The following is a 17,233-nucleotide window of genomic DNA, read 5'->3' as shown; positions in this document are numbered from 1 at the left end:
CGGCCGTCAGTTCGACATGGAGCGCGCGGGGGTCGATTCGTCAGCTCCCGCGCCGGTCGACTTGGTCTGGTCCAGCACGCGCAGTTGATCCCGGCCGCCGCGTTTGGCCTCGTATAGCGTGGCGTCGCCATGATCGATCAGCGCGCCCAGATCATTCGGTGGCAGATCGAATACGCTGCCGCCGATGCTCAGCGTCACGGCCATGGGGGTGACGACAGTCGTCGAGGCGACTGCATGAAAGCGAGCTCGCAGCTCCTCGCCCAGCCTCGTGGCTGTCTCGCGAGGGCTGTCGCTCAGCAAAATCGCGAATTCGTCGCCGCCCAGGCGGGCCGCCAGGGCGCCTTCGGGCAGAATCTCTCGAATCAGTTCGCTCAACGTCACCAGCAGCCGGTCCCCCGCCGCATGACCATGCAGGTCGTTGACCGGCTTGAAGTTGTCGATGTCGATCAGCAACAGCGCCCCCGGCCGATCATGGGAGATATGTCTCAAGAATCGCGGCGCTCGCGTCTCGAACGCGCGCCGGTTGTAGAGCGCGGTCAACGGGTCCCGCTCGGCGAGTCGCTCGATCTGCCGTTCGCGCCGGTAACGCACCGTCCCGGTCATCGACAGCGCGATCAGCAGGATCGCCATGACGCCTTCGATCAACGAGATTCGAATCACCAGGCCGCGATAGGCCACGAGGTCGATCAGCTCACCGGGAATCAGCGCCAGTGCCACCTTGGCGAGATAGAAGACGCCGTGAATGAGCAGCGTGTAGTGCAGTTGGCGAGTGCCCAGCGTTGCCACGTCCCGTTCCAGCTGGAGCAGCAGGCTCGCTCTCAACGCGAGGGTGGCGACCAGCAACGAGTTGACGATCAGGTAGAACTTCGACGAAGTCGTGCCGTCCGGCAGCAGTAAAAGGCCACACCAGATCGGGATCAACAGCCACCAGGCCGGTGACAGCCGTCCGTCGACGAAACGCGCCACCCCCAGCAGGAACATCCAGTGCGCGAACACCAGCAAGCCGTTGGCGAACCAGACGCCGATCAGGAAATGGCCACTGGTGCGCAGCAGCGCCAGCGAACATCCCAGCGTGATAGAGGCGAAGCCGGTGGACCAGTAAAGCAGTGAGACATCCTGCGTGCTACGCCACTCCAGCAGCAGGTAGAGCGCTGCAGCGGCCGCAATGGCGATGGTCAGTGTCAGTATCGTGGCAGGGTCGAACGCCATGTTCGGATCGATCCATGTGAGTATCGGCGAGAGCGGCCTTTTTCGTCATGATCAGCGCCTTACCATGCGCTCGCCAGCCAGAGCCCATGCGCGAATGTGTCGGGATGGCGTCGGTCATTTAAGCGCTATCGACCTCACGAGTCACGTTCTGAAGTCAAATTTCCGGCAGTCACCATGCGCTGCCGACCACACTGCGACACTCCGGTTGGATGGCATCTTCTCGAACGTTCTCGGCAGCCGTTCGGCCACCGACTTTGCTTTCCACTTTCCGTTTTTCATGGGGCAGAGCGACCGGGTCATGGCATCGGCGGCATGGTAGAGACGACCGCAGCAGCATCTGACCGAGTCCTGCTCTCACTAAAGACCGGTACGACGACGGGGAAGCAAGCGGCATCAACAGTCACCCCGAGCGGCCGGGGCCGCTCGGGTGGTGCCACACGTCATCACCGGTGTTACCAGTGATAGCTCACTTTCGCGCGGATCTCCCGACCGGGGTTGTAGTAGTTGGCGGTGCCGGAGCCGACGACGTGCTGCTCGTCGAAGAGGTTGCTGACGTTGACCGTGAAGTCGGTGTTGCGGACGATCCGGTAATCGAAGGCGGCGTCGATCAGTGTCGCCGAACCGCTCTTCGACGTATTGGCGGCGTCGAAATAGTAGCCATCGGTATAGCGGGCGCCGAGGCCGACGCTCATCTTCTCGCCCGGCAGCGTGTAGTAGCCCCACAGCATGGCGGTGTGTTTCGGAGCGATGGCGAAGTCGTTGCCTTCGATCGAGGCGCCACTGTTGAGCGTGCCGCTCAGCACTTCCGTATCCAGGTAGGAGTAGCCGCCGACGATGCTCAGGCTGTCGGTCAACTCGGCCTTGGCTTCGAGATCGAGCCCGCGCGCTCGGGATTCACCCACGGTCTGCTGATCGATGGCGCCATTGTCCTGCACCACGGCGATGGTCACGTCGTCTCTTTCGAGGTTGTAGACTGCCGCCGAAAACTGGGCCTTCATGCCGTCGGGCGAGTACTTCAGGCCAACCTCCTGCTGCTTGCCGCGCTCCGGGGTGACGCCGATGGTGGGCGGCGCGACCGACTCCACGTAACTGATGTAGGTGGAGAGCTCATCGCTGACGATATAGGTCAGCGCGCCGCGAACGGTGGTCTCCGAGACATCGTCGCTGTCATCGAAAGCGGCGCCGTAGGATTCGCCCTCGCTGGAGAGATCCATCGAGTCGTTGCGCACGCCGGCACTGACGACGAAGCGATCGTAGAAGGAGAGGTTCTGCGTCAGGAAGACCGAGCGAGTTCGGTAATCCTGGTTCTCGTACCGGTAGGGTGTCAGGTTATCGGGGCCGCCGCTGTAGACCGGATTGGCGATATCGATGGGCGCTGCATCGCCGTAGATGGATTGAGTATCGGTCGAGGCATCACGGTACTCGACGCCGCCCAGCGTGCTGCTGTCGATATCGCCGACGCTGGCATCGTACTGCAGGATCGTGTTGCCGATGAATTCGTGAGCGTCGGTATCGGTACCGAAGTAGTCACGATCCAGTAGCGTACCGGTGCGTGCCGCGGAATCGGTGATATAGACGTACTGGAAGCCGTCCTCGAGATCGCTGTAGCGGACGTTGGCGCGCAGCGTCAGGCCGTTTTCGAAATCGTGGATCAGCTGGCCGGTGACGCTGGTGCGGTCGACATCATGGTCGTTGAAACCGGGTTCGCCGAAGAAATCGTCCCGGTCGTACTCCCGGTCGAGCGGATAGCCGCCGCTGTTGGGCGTGTCATCGCGATTGAGATAGTCGAGGATCAGCGTCGCCGAGGTCTGATCCGTCGGTTCCCACGTCAGGCCGCCCATCAGCAGCCCGTTGTTGTTCTTCGAGTGGTCGTACTCGCGATCGCTGTCCTGAATCTTGCCGGTGAAACGGTAGGCGAGCGTCTGGTCCGAATCCAGGACATCACCGACATCGATGCCGGCTTCCTTGTGATCGAACGAGCCGTAGGAGAGGAAGCCGTTGCCGAAGCGCTCGAAACGCGGTCGCTTGCTGACGAAGTTGACCGAGCCGCCCGGATCCGCTGGACCGAACAGCGTCGAGTTCGAGCCGCGCAGCACTTCGATGCGTTCGTAGGCATAAGGGTCTTCCCGCACGCCGCGCATGGAGCCGAGCGTCATGCCATCGCGATAGGTCGTGGCCTGAAAACCGCGAATCTGGAAATAGTCGTTACGGTCGTCGGTGCCGTAATAGTCGGTGACGACACCGGGGGTGTACTGCAGGACTTCTTCGGTGGTCTGGGCACCGCGCTGCTCGATCTCTTGCTGGGTGATCACCGAGACGGAGGCAGGCGTGTCCTGAATGCTCGTGGCGACTTTGCCGCCAACCCATAGCTCGCGGGCGACCACGGTATCGGCGTCGTCATCGGGCGCTACCTGAGCGTTGACGATAACGGGAGATAGCCGGTACGCCCCGTCTTCTGTCTGCTGCGCGCACCCGATGGCGGGAATGGCGAATAGTACGGAGCCGCAGAGAATCGCCGTGGTGGTCTGGTACCACCAAGGCGGGTTCCCGCGGCTCACGATCGTGCGATTGCGACCGCTCATCGTGATGATCCCCAAGAGTGAATGATCCCTTCTTATAGGCCCGCGGTTTTTTTAGTAGCGGGCTCGGGGATTATCCGTAGCATACGACGGCCAGTCAATAATGATAATTCTTCTCAGTTTCATTCGCGTTCAGGAATGGCTGACTCGTCCACTGTCGGAATCTTGTGCGGCAGCGCGCACTCGTCGATGATCGATAATGAAACGACCTCCCTCTGCGTCAGGCAGAGGGAGGTCGTTTCGTTTCGCCTCGCATTGGGCAACTGTCGGTGCCCGCCACTGGGGCGCGACTTCAGTCTTCGATACGCGAAAGCAGGCGTTGGCCCCGACGAGTCCGGCGAGCGCGACGCAGGCCGCTGGAGGCCATCTTCCAGCCCAGGATCCGGCCCACGCCCACCGCAACGCCGGAAGCAGCGCCCCACAGCAGCGCCTCGCGCCAGCGTACGTCGGGATCGTCCGGGTTGATTGGTGGTTCGAAAGCGTGACGACGGGTCGCTTGCTTGAGCGCCTGGCGGGTCGCCACGCCCGAGAGGATGGCCGTGGAAGTGCCGATTATTGTCCAGAGCGTGTAGGGTTTCATGCAGGCCTCCTTGCTGAATTCGAGGCTATCAGCATGGCCGATGACGGAACATCTCTCCACCCGGTAGCCCGAATCGCTTCTACCGTTCGCAACCGGCCGAGCGTCTCGCGCTGCGGTGGCGCTTCGGGGAGCGGCCTTCGAACCGAGATCGCTCAGACACTTTGCCTTTCCACCAGCCTCACCCCGAGGTCGAGGCGTCTGTCGCTCTCCGGCAGTTCCCCCTTGAGCCGTGACAGCAGCATTCGGGCGGTGTGCTGGCCGATTTCCCGGCGCGGCGGTTCGATGGTGGTGAGCGGAGGCACGGTACTGGTGGTGAAGTCCAGATTGCCGAAGCCGGCAAGGGCAACGCGGTCGGGAATGGCCCAGTGCTGGCGTTGGCATTCCATCATCACCCCGAGCGCCACCATATCGTTGGAACAGGCGATGGCTTCGATTTCGGGGTGTTCCTGGAGCAACGTCTGAGTCAGCCGGCCGGTCTCTTCGGCATGGCTGCGCCCGCTCAGCTCGCGAAGCTCGACCGTGCCGCCGGCGGCTTCGACGGTGTCGCGAAAGCCGTGGTAACGATCCCCTGCGCGCACGTCGCGCTGAAAGTTGGTGCTGACGAAGGCCATCCGGCGCCGGCCCTGACGCAGCATGTGCTCGGCCACCAGGCGACCGCAGCTGTGATGCGAAAACCCCACCACCATGTCCAGTCCCGGCTGACCGTAGTCCCACATCTCGACGATGGGCGTGTCGTTGTGGGCGAGCAGCGACAGCGACTTGCGGTTATGCAGAAAGCCGGTCAGCACCAGGCCGGCGGGGTTCCAGCTCAGGATCGAGCGGATCAGCTCCTCTTCCCGCGAATCGTCGAACTCGGTGTTGCCGATCAACAGTTGATAACCGGCGCTGCGCAGATGGCGTTCCAGCGTCTCGAGCGTCTCCGAAAAGAACGAGTTGGTGATGGTGGGCACCAGTACGCCAATCACGTTGGAGCGAGAAGAGGCCAGCCCGCCGGCCATGGTATTGGGGAGATAGCCGAGCCGGTCGATGGCCGCCTGGATCTTGTCGGCGCGGCGGGGGGAGACCTCGCCAGGTCGGCGCAGGTAGAGCGATACCGTGCTCGGTGAAACGTTGGCCAACTGGGCGACTTCGCCCATGGTCACGCGCTGTGAACTGCGTCTGTTTCTGGCCACTTTCGATCCTTAAAACGTCAGCGTCATCGGTTTGCGAACTGGTGCCGGTACGTGACGTTCCATGCGTTGCTGTTTCGATGATGTTTCGATTTGGCTCGGTAGTGTACCGGGTCATTGGCGAGGTTTCGTCTCGTCAACGGCTCTCGTCTTTTGGTCTAATTCTACGACGAATGGACGAATGGCAATGATTGTCCGTCAAAAATCGTAGCGCTACGATTTTAGCTCGATTCGCAGAGCAGGCGTTATGCATCGAAAGGCTTAGGCGAGGCAGCAACTCGATCGAGACCAGGATAAGCGCTCAGAGGTCTATCGAATTCTGCTAAAGCGCTTGTTTTCCGCCGTTTTCGCAGCGCTACGAAAAATGGAGCTAACCATGACATCATTGCGTTATTCGCTGGCCGTACTCGCGCTGATCGGCGCGACCCAGTCGGCCGTGGCCGCCGACAATCTGGACATCATCGTGCCGTTCGCGGCCGGTGGCGCCACTGACATCGTCGCGCGCAGCTTCGAGCCGACTTTCTCGCAGCAGCTGGGCGTTACCTCGGTGGTGCGCAACGTCGCCGGAGCCAGCGCTACGGTCGGTACCGCAGAAGTCGCCAAGAGCGAGGGCAATCCCAACATCATCGGCTACGAGCCGGCCGGGGCGCTGACGATTCAGCCCTCGCTGAAAAAGCTGCCCTACGGTCCGGATAGCTTCACCTACATCTGCCGCACCGTTTCCAATCCGATGTTCCTGATGGTCTCGAAATCCTCCGATATCACCTCGTTCAAGCAGCTGGTCAAGGAGTCCCAGGATCAGCTGTTTCTCTATGGCTCTTCCGGCCCGGGAACGCTGCCGCATCTCGCCATGGCGGCAACCGTGGTCAACAGCGACCTCAAAGCCGAGCACATTCCCTACAGCGGTTCGGGCCCGGCGATGAATGCGCTGGCGGGCAACGAGATCCAGATCATGGCCGATACCGAGACCATTCTCGAAAACTACGATCTCCGCCCGCTGGCGGTGTTTGCCGACCATCGCGTCGAGGGCTACGACGACGTGCCGACGATCGAGGAGCTCGGTCTGCCCGAGCTGGATTTCGCCGTCTGGCAGGGCGTCGTCGCCCCCAAGGGCATCTCGGATGAACGTGCCCAGCAGTACGCCGATGCCTGCAAGGCGACGGTCGAATCGGACAAGTTCAAGACCTTTGCCGACAAGGCCAAGGCGGGTATCGCCTATCTCGGGCCGGATGATTTCAAGGCGTTCGTGCAAAAGCGCTTCGAGGCCAACAAGCAGGTGCTGAAGGATGCGGGTCTGACGCAGTAAGCCGTTTTCACGATCCGTTGTTCGCTTGAGCGATGGCTCTCTCGATCTCTCAGGAGTCGCGATTCATGTTCGCATCCTTGATTCACCCCCGCGTCTTGACCGCGCTGGCGCTGCTGCTGGCCGGTGGCGCTCTTTCGGTCTCGGCATGGCAGGGGCCGGACAGCGCCATGCTGGTGCCGCGCATCGTGCTGACGATCTGGTGTGTGATGGCGCTGGCGATATTGATCGGCGAGCTGGTGCGCCGTGTGCCGGTGAAAAACGTGACGCTGTCGCCACTGCCGCTGCTGATGGCGGCGGTGCTGATCGCCGCAATTGCCACGGCGAGTCTCGGTTTCCTGATCCCGGCGCTGCCACTGGTGGCGCTGACGCTGTGGCTGTTCCGTATCCGACGGCCGTTGCCGCTGCTGGTGGGCACGATCGTGATCGGTGGCGGGCTGTGGTTCCTGTTCCACCATGTGCTGCTGATCCGGCTGCCGGCGCTGCTGACGAATGGAGTGATCTGAGATGGACGTGATTCTGGCGGCGATGGGTGACGCCTTCACCTGGCAGGCGCTGCTCGCCATCGTGATCGGTACCTGGGCGGGCATCATCATCGGTGGGCTGCCCGGGCTGGGCTCGGTGGTGGGCTTGACGATCTTCCTGCCGTTCACCTTCGGCATGGATGTCATCACCAGCATGGCACTGCTGATCGGCGTCTACTGCGGTTCGGTCTACGGCGGTTCGATTACCGCGATCCTGATCAACACGCCGGGTACGCCGCAATCGGCAGCGACCACCTTCGACGGTTACCCGATGACCCAGCAGGGGCGGGTCGACGAAGCGCTGGGCTGGGCGACCTTCGCCTCGTTCTTCGGCGGCGTGCTCTCCTGCGTGCTGCTGATCTTCTGCGCCCCGCAGCTGGCCAAGTTCGCCGTCAACTTCGGCTCGATCGAAGTCTTCGCGCTGGTCTGTCTGGCGATGCTCTGCATCGTCGGGATCTCTCGTGGCAGCCTGCTCAAGGGCCTCGCCTGCGGGATGATGGGTTTCTTCTTCTCGATGGTCGGCAGCGACCCGATCACTGGCGCCGACCGCTTCACCTTCGGCACCTACGCGCTCAGCTCGGGGCTGGATCTGATCCCGGTGGTAGTGGGGGCGTTCGCGCTGTCGGAAGTCTTCGTTCGATTTTCGGCGCGTGACGAGGAAGCCACTTCCATTCCCGAGGCGCGGCTGCGCTTCCCCACCCTGCGCGAGATCGGCCGACGCCTGATCGAACTGGTGCGGGGTTCGTTCATCGGCAGTTTCGTCGGCGCACTGCCGGGTACCGGCGCGGCCGCGGCGGCGTTCATCAGCTATGCCGCGGCGCAGAAACTGTCGCCGCGGCGGGCCAATCTGGGTAAGGGCGAGCCGGATGGCATCATCGCCTCGGAATCTTCCAACAACGCGGTGACCGGCAGCGCCTTCATTCCCACCCTGGCGCTGGGCATTCCCGGCGACGTGGTCACGGCGATGATGATGGGCGCCATGGTGATTCACGGCATCACACCGGGCGTACGTTTGATGGCGGACCAGGCGCAGACGGTCTACGCGCTGTTCGTGGTGCTGATCATCGTCAACGTCGCCATGCTGATTCTGAGCAAGCCCTCCATCGGGCTGTTCCGCTACCTGTTCAAGCTGCCGCTGGGCTTCGTGATGGCCGGCATCGTCATGTTCAGCTTCATCGGCGCGGTGTCGGTACGCGGCAATCCGCTGGATCTGGTGGTCGCGGCATTGACCGGGATTCTCGCCTACGTGCTACGCCGCGGTGGCTATCCGCTGGCGCCGCTGGTCATCGGCATGGTGCTGGGGCCGGCGCTGGAGAGTTCATTGCGCCGAGGCCTGCTGATCTCGCGCGGTGACTTCTTCTCGTTCTTCACCCATAGCGGTATCGCCACCACGCTGTTCGTGTTGATTGCGCTGTTTCTGGTCTGGACAGTGGCGGCGGGCGTGCTTGAGTGGCGGGCGAAAGTCGCTGCTCGGGAGGAGCGATCATGACGCTGACCCTAATCTCGTTTCTCGGATTTACGGCGCTGGTTGCGGTCATTTCCTGGTGGAAGACGCGGCGTGACGATCTCAGTCAGATATCGGGCTATTTCCTGGCCGGGCGCAGCCTGAGCTGGATCGTGATCGCCGGCTCGCTGTTTCTGACCAACATCTCGGCGGAGCAGTTGACCGGGCTCAACGCCAACGCCTTCAGCAACGGCGCCAACGTGATGGCGTGGGAGACCGTGGCGGCGCTGACTCTGATCGTGCTGGCCTTCGTCTTCCTGCCGCGCTACTTGCGCTCCGGCATCGGCACCGTGCCGCAGTTTCTCGAGCACCGGTACGGCCGGCGGATGCGGCTCGTCGCCTCGTTCATCTTCATCTACGCCATCGTCATCGGCTTCCTGCCGTTCGTACTCTACGCCGGTGCGATTACCCTCGGCCAACTGTTCGATATCGGCACGCTGTTCGGCATCGGCCAGACCGCCACGACCTGGGTGATGGTCATCGCCATCGGCGTGGTCGGGGGCATCTACGCGGTCTTCGGCGGGCTCAAGGCGGTGGCGGTCTCGGACACCATCAACGGCGTCGGCCTGCTGATCGCCGGGCTGCTGGTGCCGATCCTGGGCCTCTATACGTTGGGCGGCGGAGATCTGTTCGGCGGCTGGCAGGTGATGACGACCCAGGCGCCGGAGCGGCTCAACGCCGTCGGCACCTCGCCGGACGCCAACATCCCCTGGTACGGCATGATCTCCGGCGTGCTGCTGATCAACCTGTTCTACTGGTGCACCAACCAGGCGATCGTGCAGCGGGCGCTGGGTGCGCGTTCGCTGGCCGAGAGCCAGAAGGGCGTGCTGGCCGCCGGATTCCTCAAGATGGCCGGCGTCTTGATGCTGGTGTTGCCGGGCATCATCGCCTGGCATCTCTACCAGCAGGGCATGCTGGAAATTCCCACCAAGCCGGGGAGCGAGACGCTCAACGCCGATGTCGCCTATCCGGTGCTGGTGCGCTCGATCCTGCCGCCCTGGCTGACCGGCTTTTTCTGCGCGGCGATGTTCGGGGCGATTCTCAGCTCCTTCAACAGCGGCGTGAACAGTCTCTCGACGCTGATCAGCCTGGATATCTACAAATCGCTGATCAAACCGAACGCCACCGACCGCGAGACCGTCCGCGTGGGGCAGCTGTTCGCCACTGCCACCATCGCGATCTGCATCGTGATCGCGCCCTATATCGCCAACGCCGATAGCCTCTACACCCTGATGCGCACCATCATGGCGGTGATCAATGTGCCGATCTTCACGGTGATTCTGTTCGGCGTGATCTCCAAGCGAGCGCCAGCGCTGGCGGGTTACGTCGGCCTCGTCTTCGGCATGACGTTCTTCTATCTGACGCACTTCGTGCTGGGTGACGATCTCGGCTTCGTCCAGGTCCACTGGTTGCTGCTAGTGGGGATCAACTTCCTGCTGATGCTTGGCGTGATGACGCTGGTGCGCGTGCTGAAGCCGCTGCCCGAGCCGGTCGAGATACCGGATACGCGGGAAGTCGACATCACGCCATGGCGCTATGCCCGGCACGCCAGCTGGCTGCTGGTGGCGCTGTTCGTGCTGGTCTACGCGGCGCTGTCACCGTTGGGCGTAACTTCGCCCTCCGGCTCTATCGTCATCGTCCTCGGCGTCAGCGGGGTCACTTTGCTGGTGCTTTACGGCCTCTACCGCCTGATCGCTTCTCGCCTGCGCGGCAAGTCCGCGCAGACGGCCCGGTCCAGCACGTAAGTTCATCCCATTCTCTATCCGTTGCGGAGTCATTCTCCATGAAGATCACTGATCTCAAAACCCACGTACTGGCCGCGCCGCTGGAGCAGCCGTTTTCGTTCTCCCAGGGCTGGGTGCATCAGCGCACGGCGATGCTGGTGGAGATTCACACCGAGGATGGCCTGATCGGCTGGGGCGAATGCGTCAACCACGGCCTGCAGCCGCCGCAGGTTGCCCAGGCGATGGTCGAATACGCGCTCAAGCCGCTGGTGATCGGGCGCTCGGTGTTCGAGCGGGAAGTGCTGTGGGAGACGATGTACAACCACACCCGCCCCTACGGTCAGAAGGGCGTGGCGCTGTTCGGCATCGCGGCGATCGACATCGCGCTGTGGGATCTGGCCGGCAAGGCGCTGGGCCAGCCGATCCACCGCTTGATGGGTGGCGCTTTTCGCGACGAGATCCGGCCCTACGCCACCGGTTTCTATCGCCGCGAGGGCGGCAACTATCCCGAGGAAGTGGTCGAGGAGGCGCTGCGCCATCAGGCCAACGGCTACCGGGCGATGAAGATCAAGACCGGTTTCGGCATCGAGGCGGATATCCGCGACATGCGCGCGGTGCGCGAGGCGGTGGGCGATGAGATCGCGCTGATGATGGACGCCAACTGCGCCTACAGCGTGCCGGCGGCGCGGCGCATTCTGATGGAGCTCGAAGAGACGCGGGTGCATCTGTTCGAGGAGCCGCTGAGCCCGGAGAACCGCCACGGCTATCGCGAACTCAAGGGCGTCTCGCGTACTTGGATCGCCGCCGGCGAGAACGAGTACTCCAAGATTGGCTACCGCGACTGGATCAGCGAAGGCGCGCTGGACGTGATTCAGCCGGATATCGGCGCCGCCGGCGGGCTCACCGAGTGCCGCAAGATCGCTGCGCTGGCCCAGGCCTTTCACGTACCGATGATCCCGCACGTCTGGGGCACCGGCGTGGGGTTGGCCGCCGCCGTCCAACTGATCGCCACCTTGCCGCCGCAGCCGCTATCGCTCACCCCCGACGAACCGATGCTCGAATACGATCAATCGGCGCACCCGTTCCGTCAGGAGCTGATTGGCGGCGAGTTCCAGCTCAACGCCAACGGCTGTGTCGAAGTGCTCGACAAACCGGGCCTGGGCATCGAGATCGATCGATCCATCATCGACCAGTACACCGTCCAGTAACTGGCGCCCACAGGAGATCTCATGAGTCAGAACCGTAAAATCCTGCTGCTGGGCGTCGATGGTCTGATCCCCGAGCTGGTCGAGCGCTTCTGCGCCGAGGGCGTGCTGCCGAACATCCAGCGCCTGCGCGACGAAGGCGGCTCGACGCGGCTGCTGCCCTATATCTCGACCTGGGGCGATACCAATTTCGTGACGTTCCTGACCGGCCAGGCGCCCGGCACCAGTTGGGTCGGCCAGCGCCTCCCACCCAGCGGCACCGGGCATCTGCTGGAGCTGATGCGCGACGCCGGCCAGCGGGCGGCGCTGGTGCACTTCCCCGAAAGCCTGGTGCCCGCGGGCGAGCGCGATCTCTGCTTTGCGCCGTTCTACAGCGGCAGCGGCCCAGCGCCGATGGAGCTGGCGCCGGCGTGCCTGCACAGCACCCATCTCGACCGGTGGACATCGACACCATCGACCGAAGCGCTGGGCTGGCCGCCCACCGGCACGCTGGCTCACCACCAGAAGCACAATCGCTTCGCCATCGAGCGCTCGGATGACGGTTTCGTCGCGCTGATTCCCGCCCATCGTGGCGAGCCGGTACCGGTAACGTTGCGTCTCGACGGTGGGCGTTTGCGTCTCGAGATCGCGAGAGCGGAAGCGAGCCTGCGCGTCGACGAATGGAGCGACTGGCTGCCACTGACGGACGAGCACGCCATTGAGGGCAAGCCGGCGGCGGTGCGCTTCAAGCTGCTCGATCTTGATGCCGACAGTGGCAGGATCGACCTGCTGCAGTCCCAGATCACCGCACCGGAAGGCAGCAGCGGTAGGCCGGGCCTGGCGCGCCGGCTGATCGAACGCCACGGGCCGTTCCTATCCAAATGGACCGTTTCCGCCGACCCGGATACCCGCTACTTCGAAACCAGTTTCGAAGAGGGGCGCTACCAGCTCGAGTGGCTGGTCGACAGTGCGTTGACCCTGCTCAATGACGAGGGTTTCTCGCTCTTCGCCACCGTCTTCCGGCTCAACGACGAGACCCATCACACCTGCCTCGCCCAGTGCGATCCCGAATCCAAGTTCTACACGGCCAGCGATCACGAGCGTTATCTCGAGGTGATCCGGCGCTCGTACCGCATTCTCGACGCCGCCGTGGGCCGGGCCCTGGCCGGCTGCGACGACGACACCACGCTGGTGCTCGCCTCCGATCACGGCGACGTGCCCAACTCCCACCTCTGTGATATCCACAGGCGGTTGGCCGAATTCGACCTGTGCACGATCGACGGAGAGGGCAAGCCCGACGTCGCCGCGAGCCAGGCGTTGCTCAAGGACGAGCGCGGCGGCCTGGAAATCTTCGTCAATCGCGACCTCGTGCCGACAGCCGAGATCGAGCGGGTACAGACGCGCATCCTCAAGGCGCTGACCACCTGGTACGTCGAAACGGCTAGCGGCGAGCGCAACGTGGTCGCGCTGGCACTCAAGAAACAGGACGCCAGCCCGCTCGGCTACTGGGGGGAACGCATGGGCGACGTGCTCTTCGCCTACGCCCCCGGCTTCGTCTGGGGCACCAACCAGCGCGGCGATACCGTCGCCGAACTCGTCACCCCCGGCGCCAATCACGGCCCGCAGGTGCCCACCGCCAGCACCGGGTTCGCCTCCAACCACGGCGTGGCGTTCTTCCACGGCGCCGGCATTCGAGCCGGCGTCGAACTGCCGTTCGATACCCATCGCGGCATCCAGCGCATGGACAGCGCCGGGGCCACTTTCGCGCGGTTGCTCGGGCTCTCCACTGACTCGCTGGAGGGCAAGGTGCTGGAGGGGTTGCTGGAGTCACGCCGGTAGAGGAAACGCGACTCGGACGACGCACAAGTCGTCAGTGCGGACCGCCCAGATACCTTCAGGCCAGCCCCTCACTCATCAATTAGTCCGCCCTCTTCATGAAAGGGGTGCGGCATTCCATAGTCGCCGAACACGGCGTGGTGAGTGATCAACTCTCCATCGCGCCAGAGATGAAGTTGATAGCCCGGCGGCTCCATGACGAAAGCAGAGGGACCGTTGTCGCGTAGATCGAGCGCGACCTGGTGGGCGGTGCTGGGGCAGCAGCTGGCGATGGTGCCGGCAAAGCGCTGAAAGATCGTGCGGTGGACATGGCCGCAGATGATGCGTTCCACGTTGGGGTAATCGCGCACGATCGCGGCCATCTCGGCTGCGCCGGTGAGGCCGATGGCGTCCATATGCGCGATGCCGGTGGCGAATGGCGGGTGGTGCATGAAGATCAGCGTCGGCCTCTCCGGCTGTTCCGCCAGACGTGCTGCAAGCCAGTCGAGACGCTGGGCGCAGAGTTCGCCCCTTCCTTCACCGGGAATCAGGGTATCCAGCGCCAGCAACCTTAGCGGAAAGCGTTCGATGGCGTATTGGATGAACGGGCCTTCACCGAGATAATCGTGCTCGGGGAAGGCGGCGCGCATCGCCTGGCGATCGTCGTGGTTACCGGCAATCAGATACCAGGGAATTTCCAGCGGCGCGAGCCGCTCGGCCAGCGTAGCGTACTCTTCAGGGCGGCCGAAATCGGTGGCATCGCCGGTAATCAGCACCACTTCCGGGCGTGGGTCGAGCGCGTTGAGTGCGGCGACGGTCGGCGGCAGATAGCGGTCGGTCTCGACCACGCGATAGGCCTTCTGGCCCGGCTGGCGAACGTGCAGGTCGGTGATCTGGGCGATCAGCATGATGACGGTCCTTGAAGACGGTAGTCCCTAGTTCAGGCGGCGTGGGTCTGATCCAACGTGACGGCAACGGTATCGCCCGGCTGCCACGGGGCATCGGGTCCGGCCAGCGCCGTGAATGGCTGACCGTCGTCGAGGACGAGCTCGAAGCGGATATGGCTGCCAAGATAGAAGCGGGCGACGATGTTGGCCTCGAGCCCGTTACCCGGCGAGCCGAGTCGTATCTCGTGCGGCCGGAAGCTGAGCGACTCGACGCCGTGGTGAGCGCTCACAACACTGCCCTGAAGCTGGCAAAGCGTGCCGATGAAGTCGGCAACGAAAGGAGAGGCGGGTTCGCGATAGAGCGTCTCCGGCTGCCCGATCTGTTCCAGCCGTCCGGCAGACATCACCGCTACCCGGTCGCCGAGCATCATCGCCTCCTCCTGATCGTGGGTGACGATCACGCAGGTGATGCCGAGCTTGCGTAGCAGGGCGGCGAGATCGACCCGCAGCTGTTGGCGCAGGCGCGCATCGAGTGCGGTCAACGGTTCGTCGAGCAGCAGTACGCGGGGCTCGATGGCGATCGCCCGGGCCAGCGCCACGCGCTGCCGCTGCCCGCCGGAGAGCTGATCGACTCGGCGCTCTGCCAGCGCTTCCAGCTCGACCAGTTCGAGCATTTCCATGACGCGCTTTCGCCGCGTATCGACATCCACCCCGCGAATCTTGAGTCCGTAGCCAACGTTCTGCGCCACGTTCATGTTGGGAAACAGCGCGTAGCCCTGAAAGACCACGCCGACGCCTCGCGCCTCCGGCGCTACCCGGGTGACGTCGTCGTTGCCGAAACGAATGATGCCGCCGGCGTCGGTCTCTTCCAGACCGCAGATCATGCGAAGGAGCGTGGTCTTGCCGCAGCCGGACGGGCCGAGCAGGGCGAGCGTTTCGCCGGCGCGCACTTCCAGGTCCAGCGGCTCGAGCGCGCGAGTACCATCGGGCCAGGTCTTGGCGCAGTTGTTCAGGGTGATGGAAAGCGCCTGAATGGGTGAAGCAAGGGTCATGTCGAAGCTCCAAGCGAGATGCTGCCACTGCGCGTAGTGCGGGCCGCGAACCACTGCAGGCCGACCATCAGTGGCAACAGCATCAACAGGAAAACGAGGGTGTAAGCGGAGGCGACCTCGAGACGCATCGAGGCGTAGCTGTCGGCCAGCCCGACCGGCAGCGTCTTGGTCAGCGGCGTGTGCAGCAGCCAGGTCAGGTTGAATTCGCCGATGGAGAGCGTCACCACGGTCAGCGCGCCGGTGACGATACCGCTGCGGGCGGCAGGCACGATGATGTCGAAAAAGCGTCGGCGGCGGCTGGCGCCGAGAGTCGCCGCGGCTTCGTCCAGCACCACCAGATCGGCGCCCTGCATCCCGGCGCGCACCGCGCGGACCATGAACGGCAGCGTGAACAGCACATGGCCGATGACGATGAATAAAACGCTACTGCGCAGCCAGCCGACGCTACCCCAGGAGACGATCAGGGCCAGTGCGGTGGCGAGCCCCGGCACGGCGACGGGGAGCGTCAGCAACTCCTCGAGCAGGCGGGAAAGTCGGCCGGGAAACAGCGTCAGCACCCAGGCAGCGGGCACGCCGATGACTGCAGTGATGACGAGCGTGGCCAGCGCCACGCCGTAGGAGCGCCAGATCGTGTCGGCATAGAGATCCCAGACCTGAACTACCCAGTCCAGCGTCAGACCGCTGGATAGCCCGACGAAATAGTTCTTCGTCAGCCCGGCAGTAACGGAGAGCAGTACCGGGCCGATCAGGAAGGCAGTGACGGCCAGGGTAATCGTCAGGCCCAGCCGGGTGTCGAGGCGAGAATGGATCATGGGCTTGAAGTCTCAGCGGCATGGTTTAACGGTCGGTTCGACGGTCTGTTTTGAATATCGGGGAAACGACATCAGCGGGCGCTGGCCGAACGGTTGGCGAGCGTGTTGGCGATATAGAGCGCCGCCCAGGTGGCCAGCCCCAGCACCACGGAGAGTGCCGCGGCAACCGGAATATTCGCGTAGTTGGTGAACTCGTCGTAGATGGTTATCGGCAGCACGTCGATCTTGGTGCCGAGCGTGAATACCGTGCCGAAGGCGCCCATGGCGGTGGCGAAACACATCGCACCGGCGGCGGTCAGCGCGCTGGTCAATGCCGGCAGCTCGATATCGACGAAGCGTCGCCAAGGGCTTGCGCCCAGGGTCTGCGCCGCTTCCAGCCAGTGCCTGTCGATCCCTTCCACTGCCGCCATCAGCACACCGATGGTGCGCGGCAGCAGGAAGTAGAGATAGCCGATGAACAGTCCCGCCATGCCGTAGGCGAGCACCATCGGTTCACCGGAAAGCGCTTTCGCCAGCGTATTGAGCACGCCCTGGCGCCCCGTGGCGAGAATCACCAGAAAGCCCACCACCACGCCGGGAAAGGCGAGTGGAAAGATCAGCAGCGACATCAGCACCCGCCGCCCGGGAAACGCCGGGTGACGGGCGAGAAATCGGCTGACCGGTAGCGCGATCGCGAGCGTGGCAAGCGTTGCCGCCAGCGACAACCCCACGGTGTTGGCCAGACTCTGCCAGTAGCGCGGCTGGGTCAGCACCAGCCAGTAGGCGGAGACGTCCATGCCCTGAGGCGTCGCCGCGCCCAGCCCGGCCAGCTTGGCCATCGGCAGCAGCCAGAAAGCGACGAACAGCGTGATGGCCGGAATGGCGATGATCAGCCAGGCGCGGCGACCCATC

At 63.7% G+C, this 17,233-nt stretch carries 14 protein-coding genes; 6 read left to right on the top strand and 8 right to left on the bottom strand.

Annotated features, from left to right (window positions below):
- Nucleotides 1–6: 6 nt before the first annotated feature.
- The 4 genes from BTW08_RS07625 to BTW08_RS07605 form a co-directional block, all read right to left on the bottom strand.
- Complete coding sequence (locus BTW08_RS07625; protein WP_075561921.1) at nucleotides 7–1,209, bottom strand: GGDEF domain-containing protein; 1,203 nt, start codon at nucleotides 1,207–1,209, stop codon at nucleotides 7–9.
- Between the two features lie 452 nt (nucleotides 1,210–1,661).
- Nucleotides 1,662–3,791, bottom strand: coding sequence for a TonB-dependent siderophore receptor (locus BTW08_RS07615; protein WP_075561947.1), 2,130 nt, complete (start codon nucleotides 3,789–3,791; stop codon nucleotides 1,662–1,664).
- A 289-nt stretch (nucleotides 3,792–4,080) separates the two neighbouring features.
- Complete coding sequence (locus tag BTW08_RS07610) at nucleotides 4,081–4,368, bottom strand: DUF4235 domain-containing protein (protein WP_075561919.1); 288 nt, start codon at nucleotides 4,366–4,368, stop codon at nucleotides 4,081–4,083.
- A gap of 152 nt (nucleotides 4,369–4,520) precedes the next feature.
- Nucleotides 4,521–5,540 (bottom strand): LacI family DNA-binding transcriptional regulator, encoded by a 1,020-nt coding sequence (locus BTW08_RS07605; RefSeq protein WP_083627750.1) that lies wholly within the window; start codon nucleotides 5,538–5,540, stop codon nucleotides 4,521–4,523.
- Nucleotides 5,541–5,913: 373 nt separating this feature from the next.
- Here BTW08_RS07605 and BTW08_RS07600 point away from each other — a divergent pair, with 373 nt between their 5' ends.
- The 6 genes from BTW08_RS07600 (at nucleotide 5,914) to BTW08_RS07575 (ending at nucleotide 13,615) form a co-directional block, all read left to right on the top strand.
- Complete coding sequence (locus BTW08_RS07600; protein WP_075561918.1) at nucleotides 5,914–6,843, top strand: tripartite tricarboxylate transporter substrate binding protein; 930 nt, start codon at nucleotides 5,914–5,916, stop codon at nucleotides 6,841–6,843.
- A 65-nt stretch (nucleotides 6,844–6,908) separates the two neighbouring features.
- Nucleotides 6,909–7,346: a tripartite tricarboxylate transporter TctB family protein gene (locus BTW08_RS07595; RefSeq protein ID WP_075561917.1), complete on the top strand. Its 438-nt coding sequence runs from the start codon at nucleotides 6,909–6,911 to the stop codon at nucleotides 7,344–7,346.
- 1 nt (nucleotide 7,347) lies between these two features.
- Entirely contained in the window at nucleotides 7,348–8,853 is a 1,506-nt protein-coding gene (locus BTW08_RS07590) for a tripartite tricarboxylate transporter permease (RefSeq protein WP_075561916.1), read from the top strand.
- Nucleotides 8,850–10,613, top strand: coding sequence for a solute:sodium symporter family transporter (locus tag BTW08_RS07585; protein WP_075561915.1), 1,764 nt, complete (start codon nucleotides 8,850–8,852; stop codon nucleotides 10,611–10,613). Before BTW08_RS07590 ends, BTW08_RS07585 begins: the two co-directional genes overlap by 4 nt.
- A 38-nt stretch (nucleotides 10,614–10,651) precedes the next feature.
- On the top strand, nucleotides 10,652–11,800 hold the full coding sequence (locus tag BTW08_RS07580) for a mandelate racemase/muconate lactonizing enzyme family protein (protein ID WP_075561914.1): 1,149 nt from the start codon (nucleotides 10,652–10,654) through the stop codon (nucleotides 11,798–11,800).
- Nucleotides 11,801–11,821: 21 nt separating this feature from the next.
- On the top strand, nucleotides 11,822–13,615 hold the full coding sequence (locus BTW08_RS07575; protein ID WP_075561913.1) for an alkaline phosphatase family protein: 1,794 nt from the start codon (nucleotides 11,822–11,824) through the stop codon (nucleotides 13,613–13,615).
- A 68-nt stretch (nucleotides 13,616–13,683) separates the two neighbouring features.
- Here BTW08_RS07575 and BTW08_RS07570 read toward each other — a convergent pair whose 3' ends face one another.
- From BTW08_RS07570 to BTW08_RS07555, 4 genes are all read right to left on the bottom strand, one after another.
- Nucleotides 13,684–14,499, bottom strand: coding sequence for a phosphodiesterase (locus BTW08_RS07570; RefSeq protein ID WP_075561912.1), 816 nt, complete (start codon nucleotides 14,497–14,499; stop codon nucleotides 13,684–13,686).
- Between the two features lie 32 nt (nucleotides 14,500–14,531).
- On the bottom strand, nucleotides 14,532–15,530 hold the full coding sequence (locus tag BTW08_RS07565) for an ABC transporter ATP-binding protein (protein WP_075561911.1): 999 nt from the start codon (nucleotides 15,528–15,530) through the stop codon (nucleotides 14,532–14,534).
- Nucleotides 15,527–16,342 carry an ABC transporter permease subunit gene (locus BTW08_RS07560; protein WP_075561910.1) on the bottom strand — a complete coding sequence of 272 codons (816 nt, stop codon included), beginning with the start codon at nucleotides 16,340–16,342 and terminating at the stop codon, nucleotides 15,527–15,529. The genes BTW08_RS07565 and BTW08_RS07560 overlap by 4 nt, the downstream gene beginning before the upstream one ends.
- A 71-nt stretch (nucleotides 16,343–16,413) precedes the next feature.
- Entirely contained in the window at nucleotides 16,414–17,232 is an 819-nt protein-coding gene (locus BTW08_RS07555) for an ABC transporter permease (RefSeq protein WP_075561909.1), read from the bottom strand.
- Between the last annotated feature and the right edge of the window lies 1 nt (nucleotide 17,233).

This window comes from Salinicola sp. MH3R3-1 (genome assembly GCF_001937155.1).
Taxonomy (GTDB): domain Bacteria; phylum Pseudomonadota; class Gammaproteobacteria; order Pseudomonadales; family Halomonadaceae; genus Salinicola; species Salinicola halophyticus.
The sequence above is the reverse complement of the archived record's forward strand: the minus strand, read 5'-3'. Positions and strand labels throughout refer to the sequence as shown.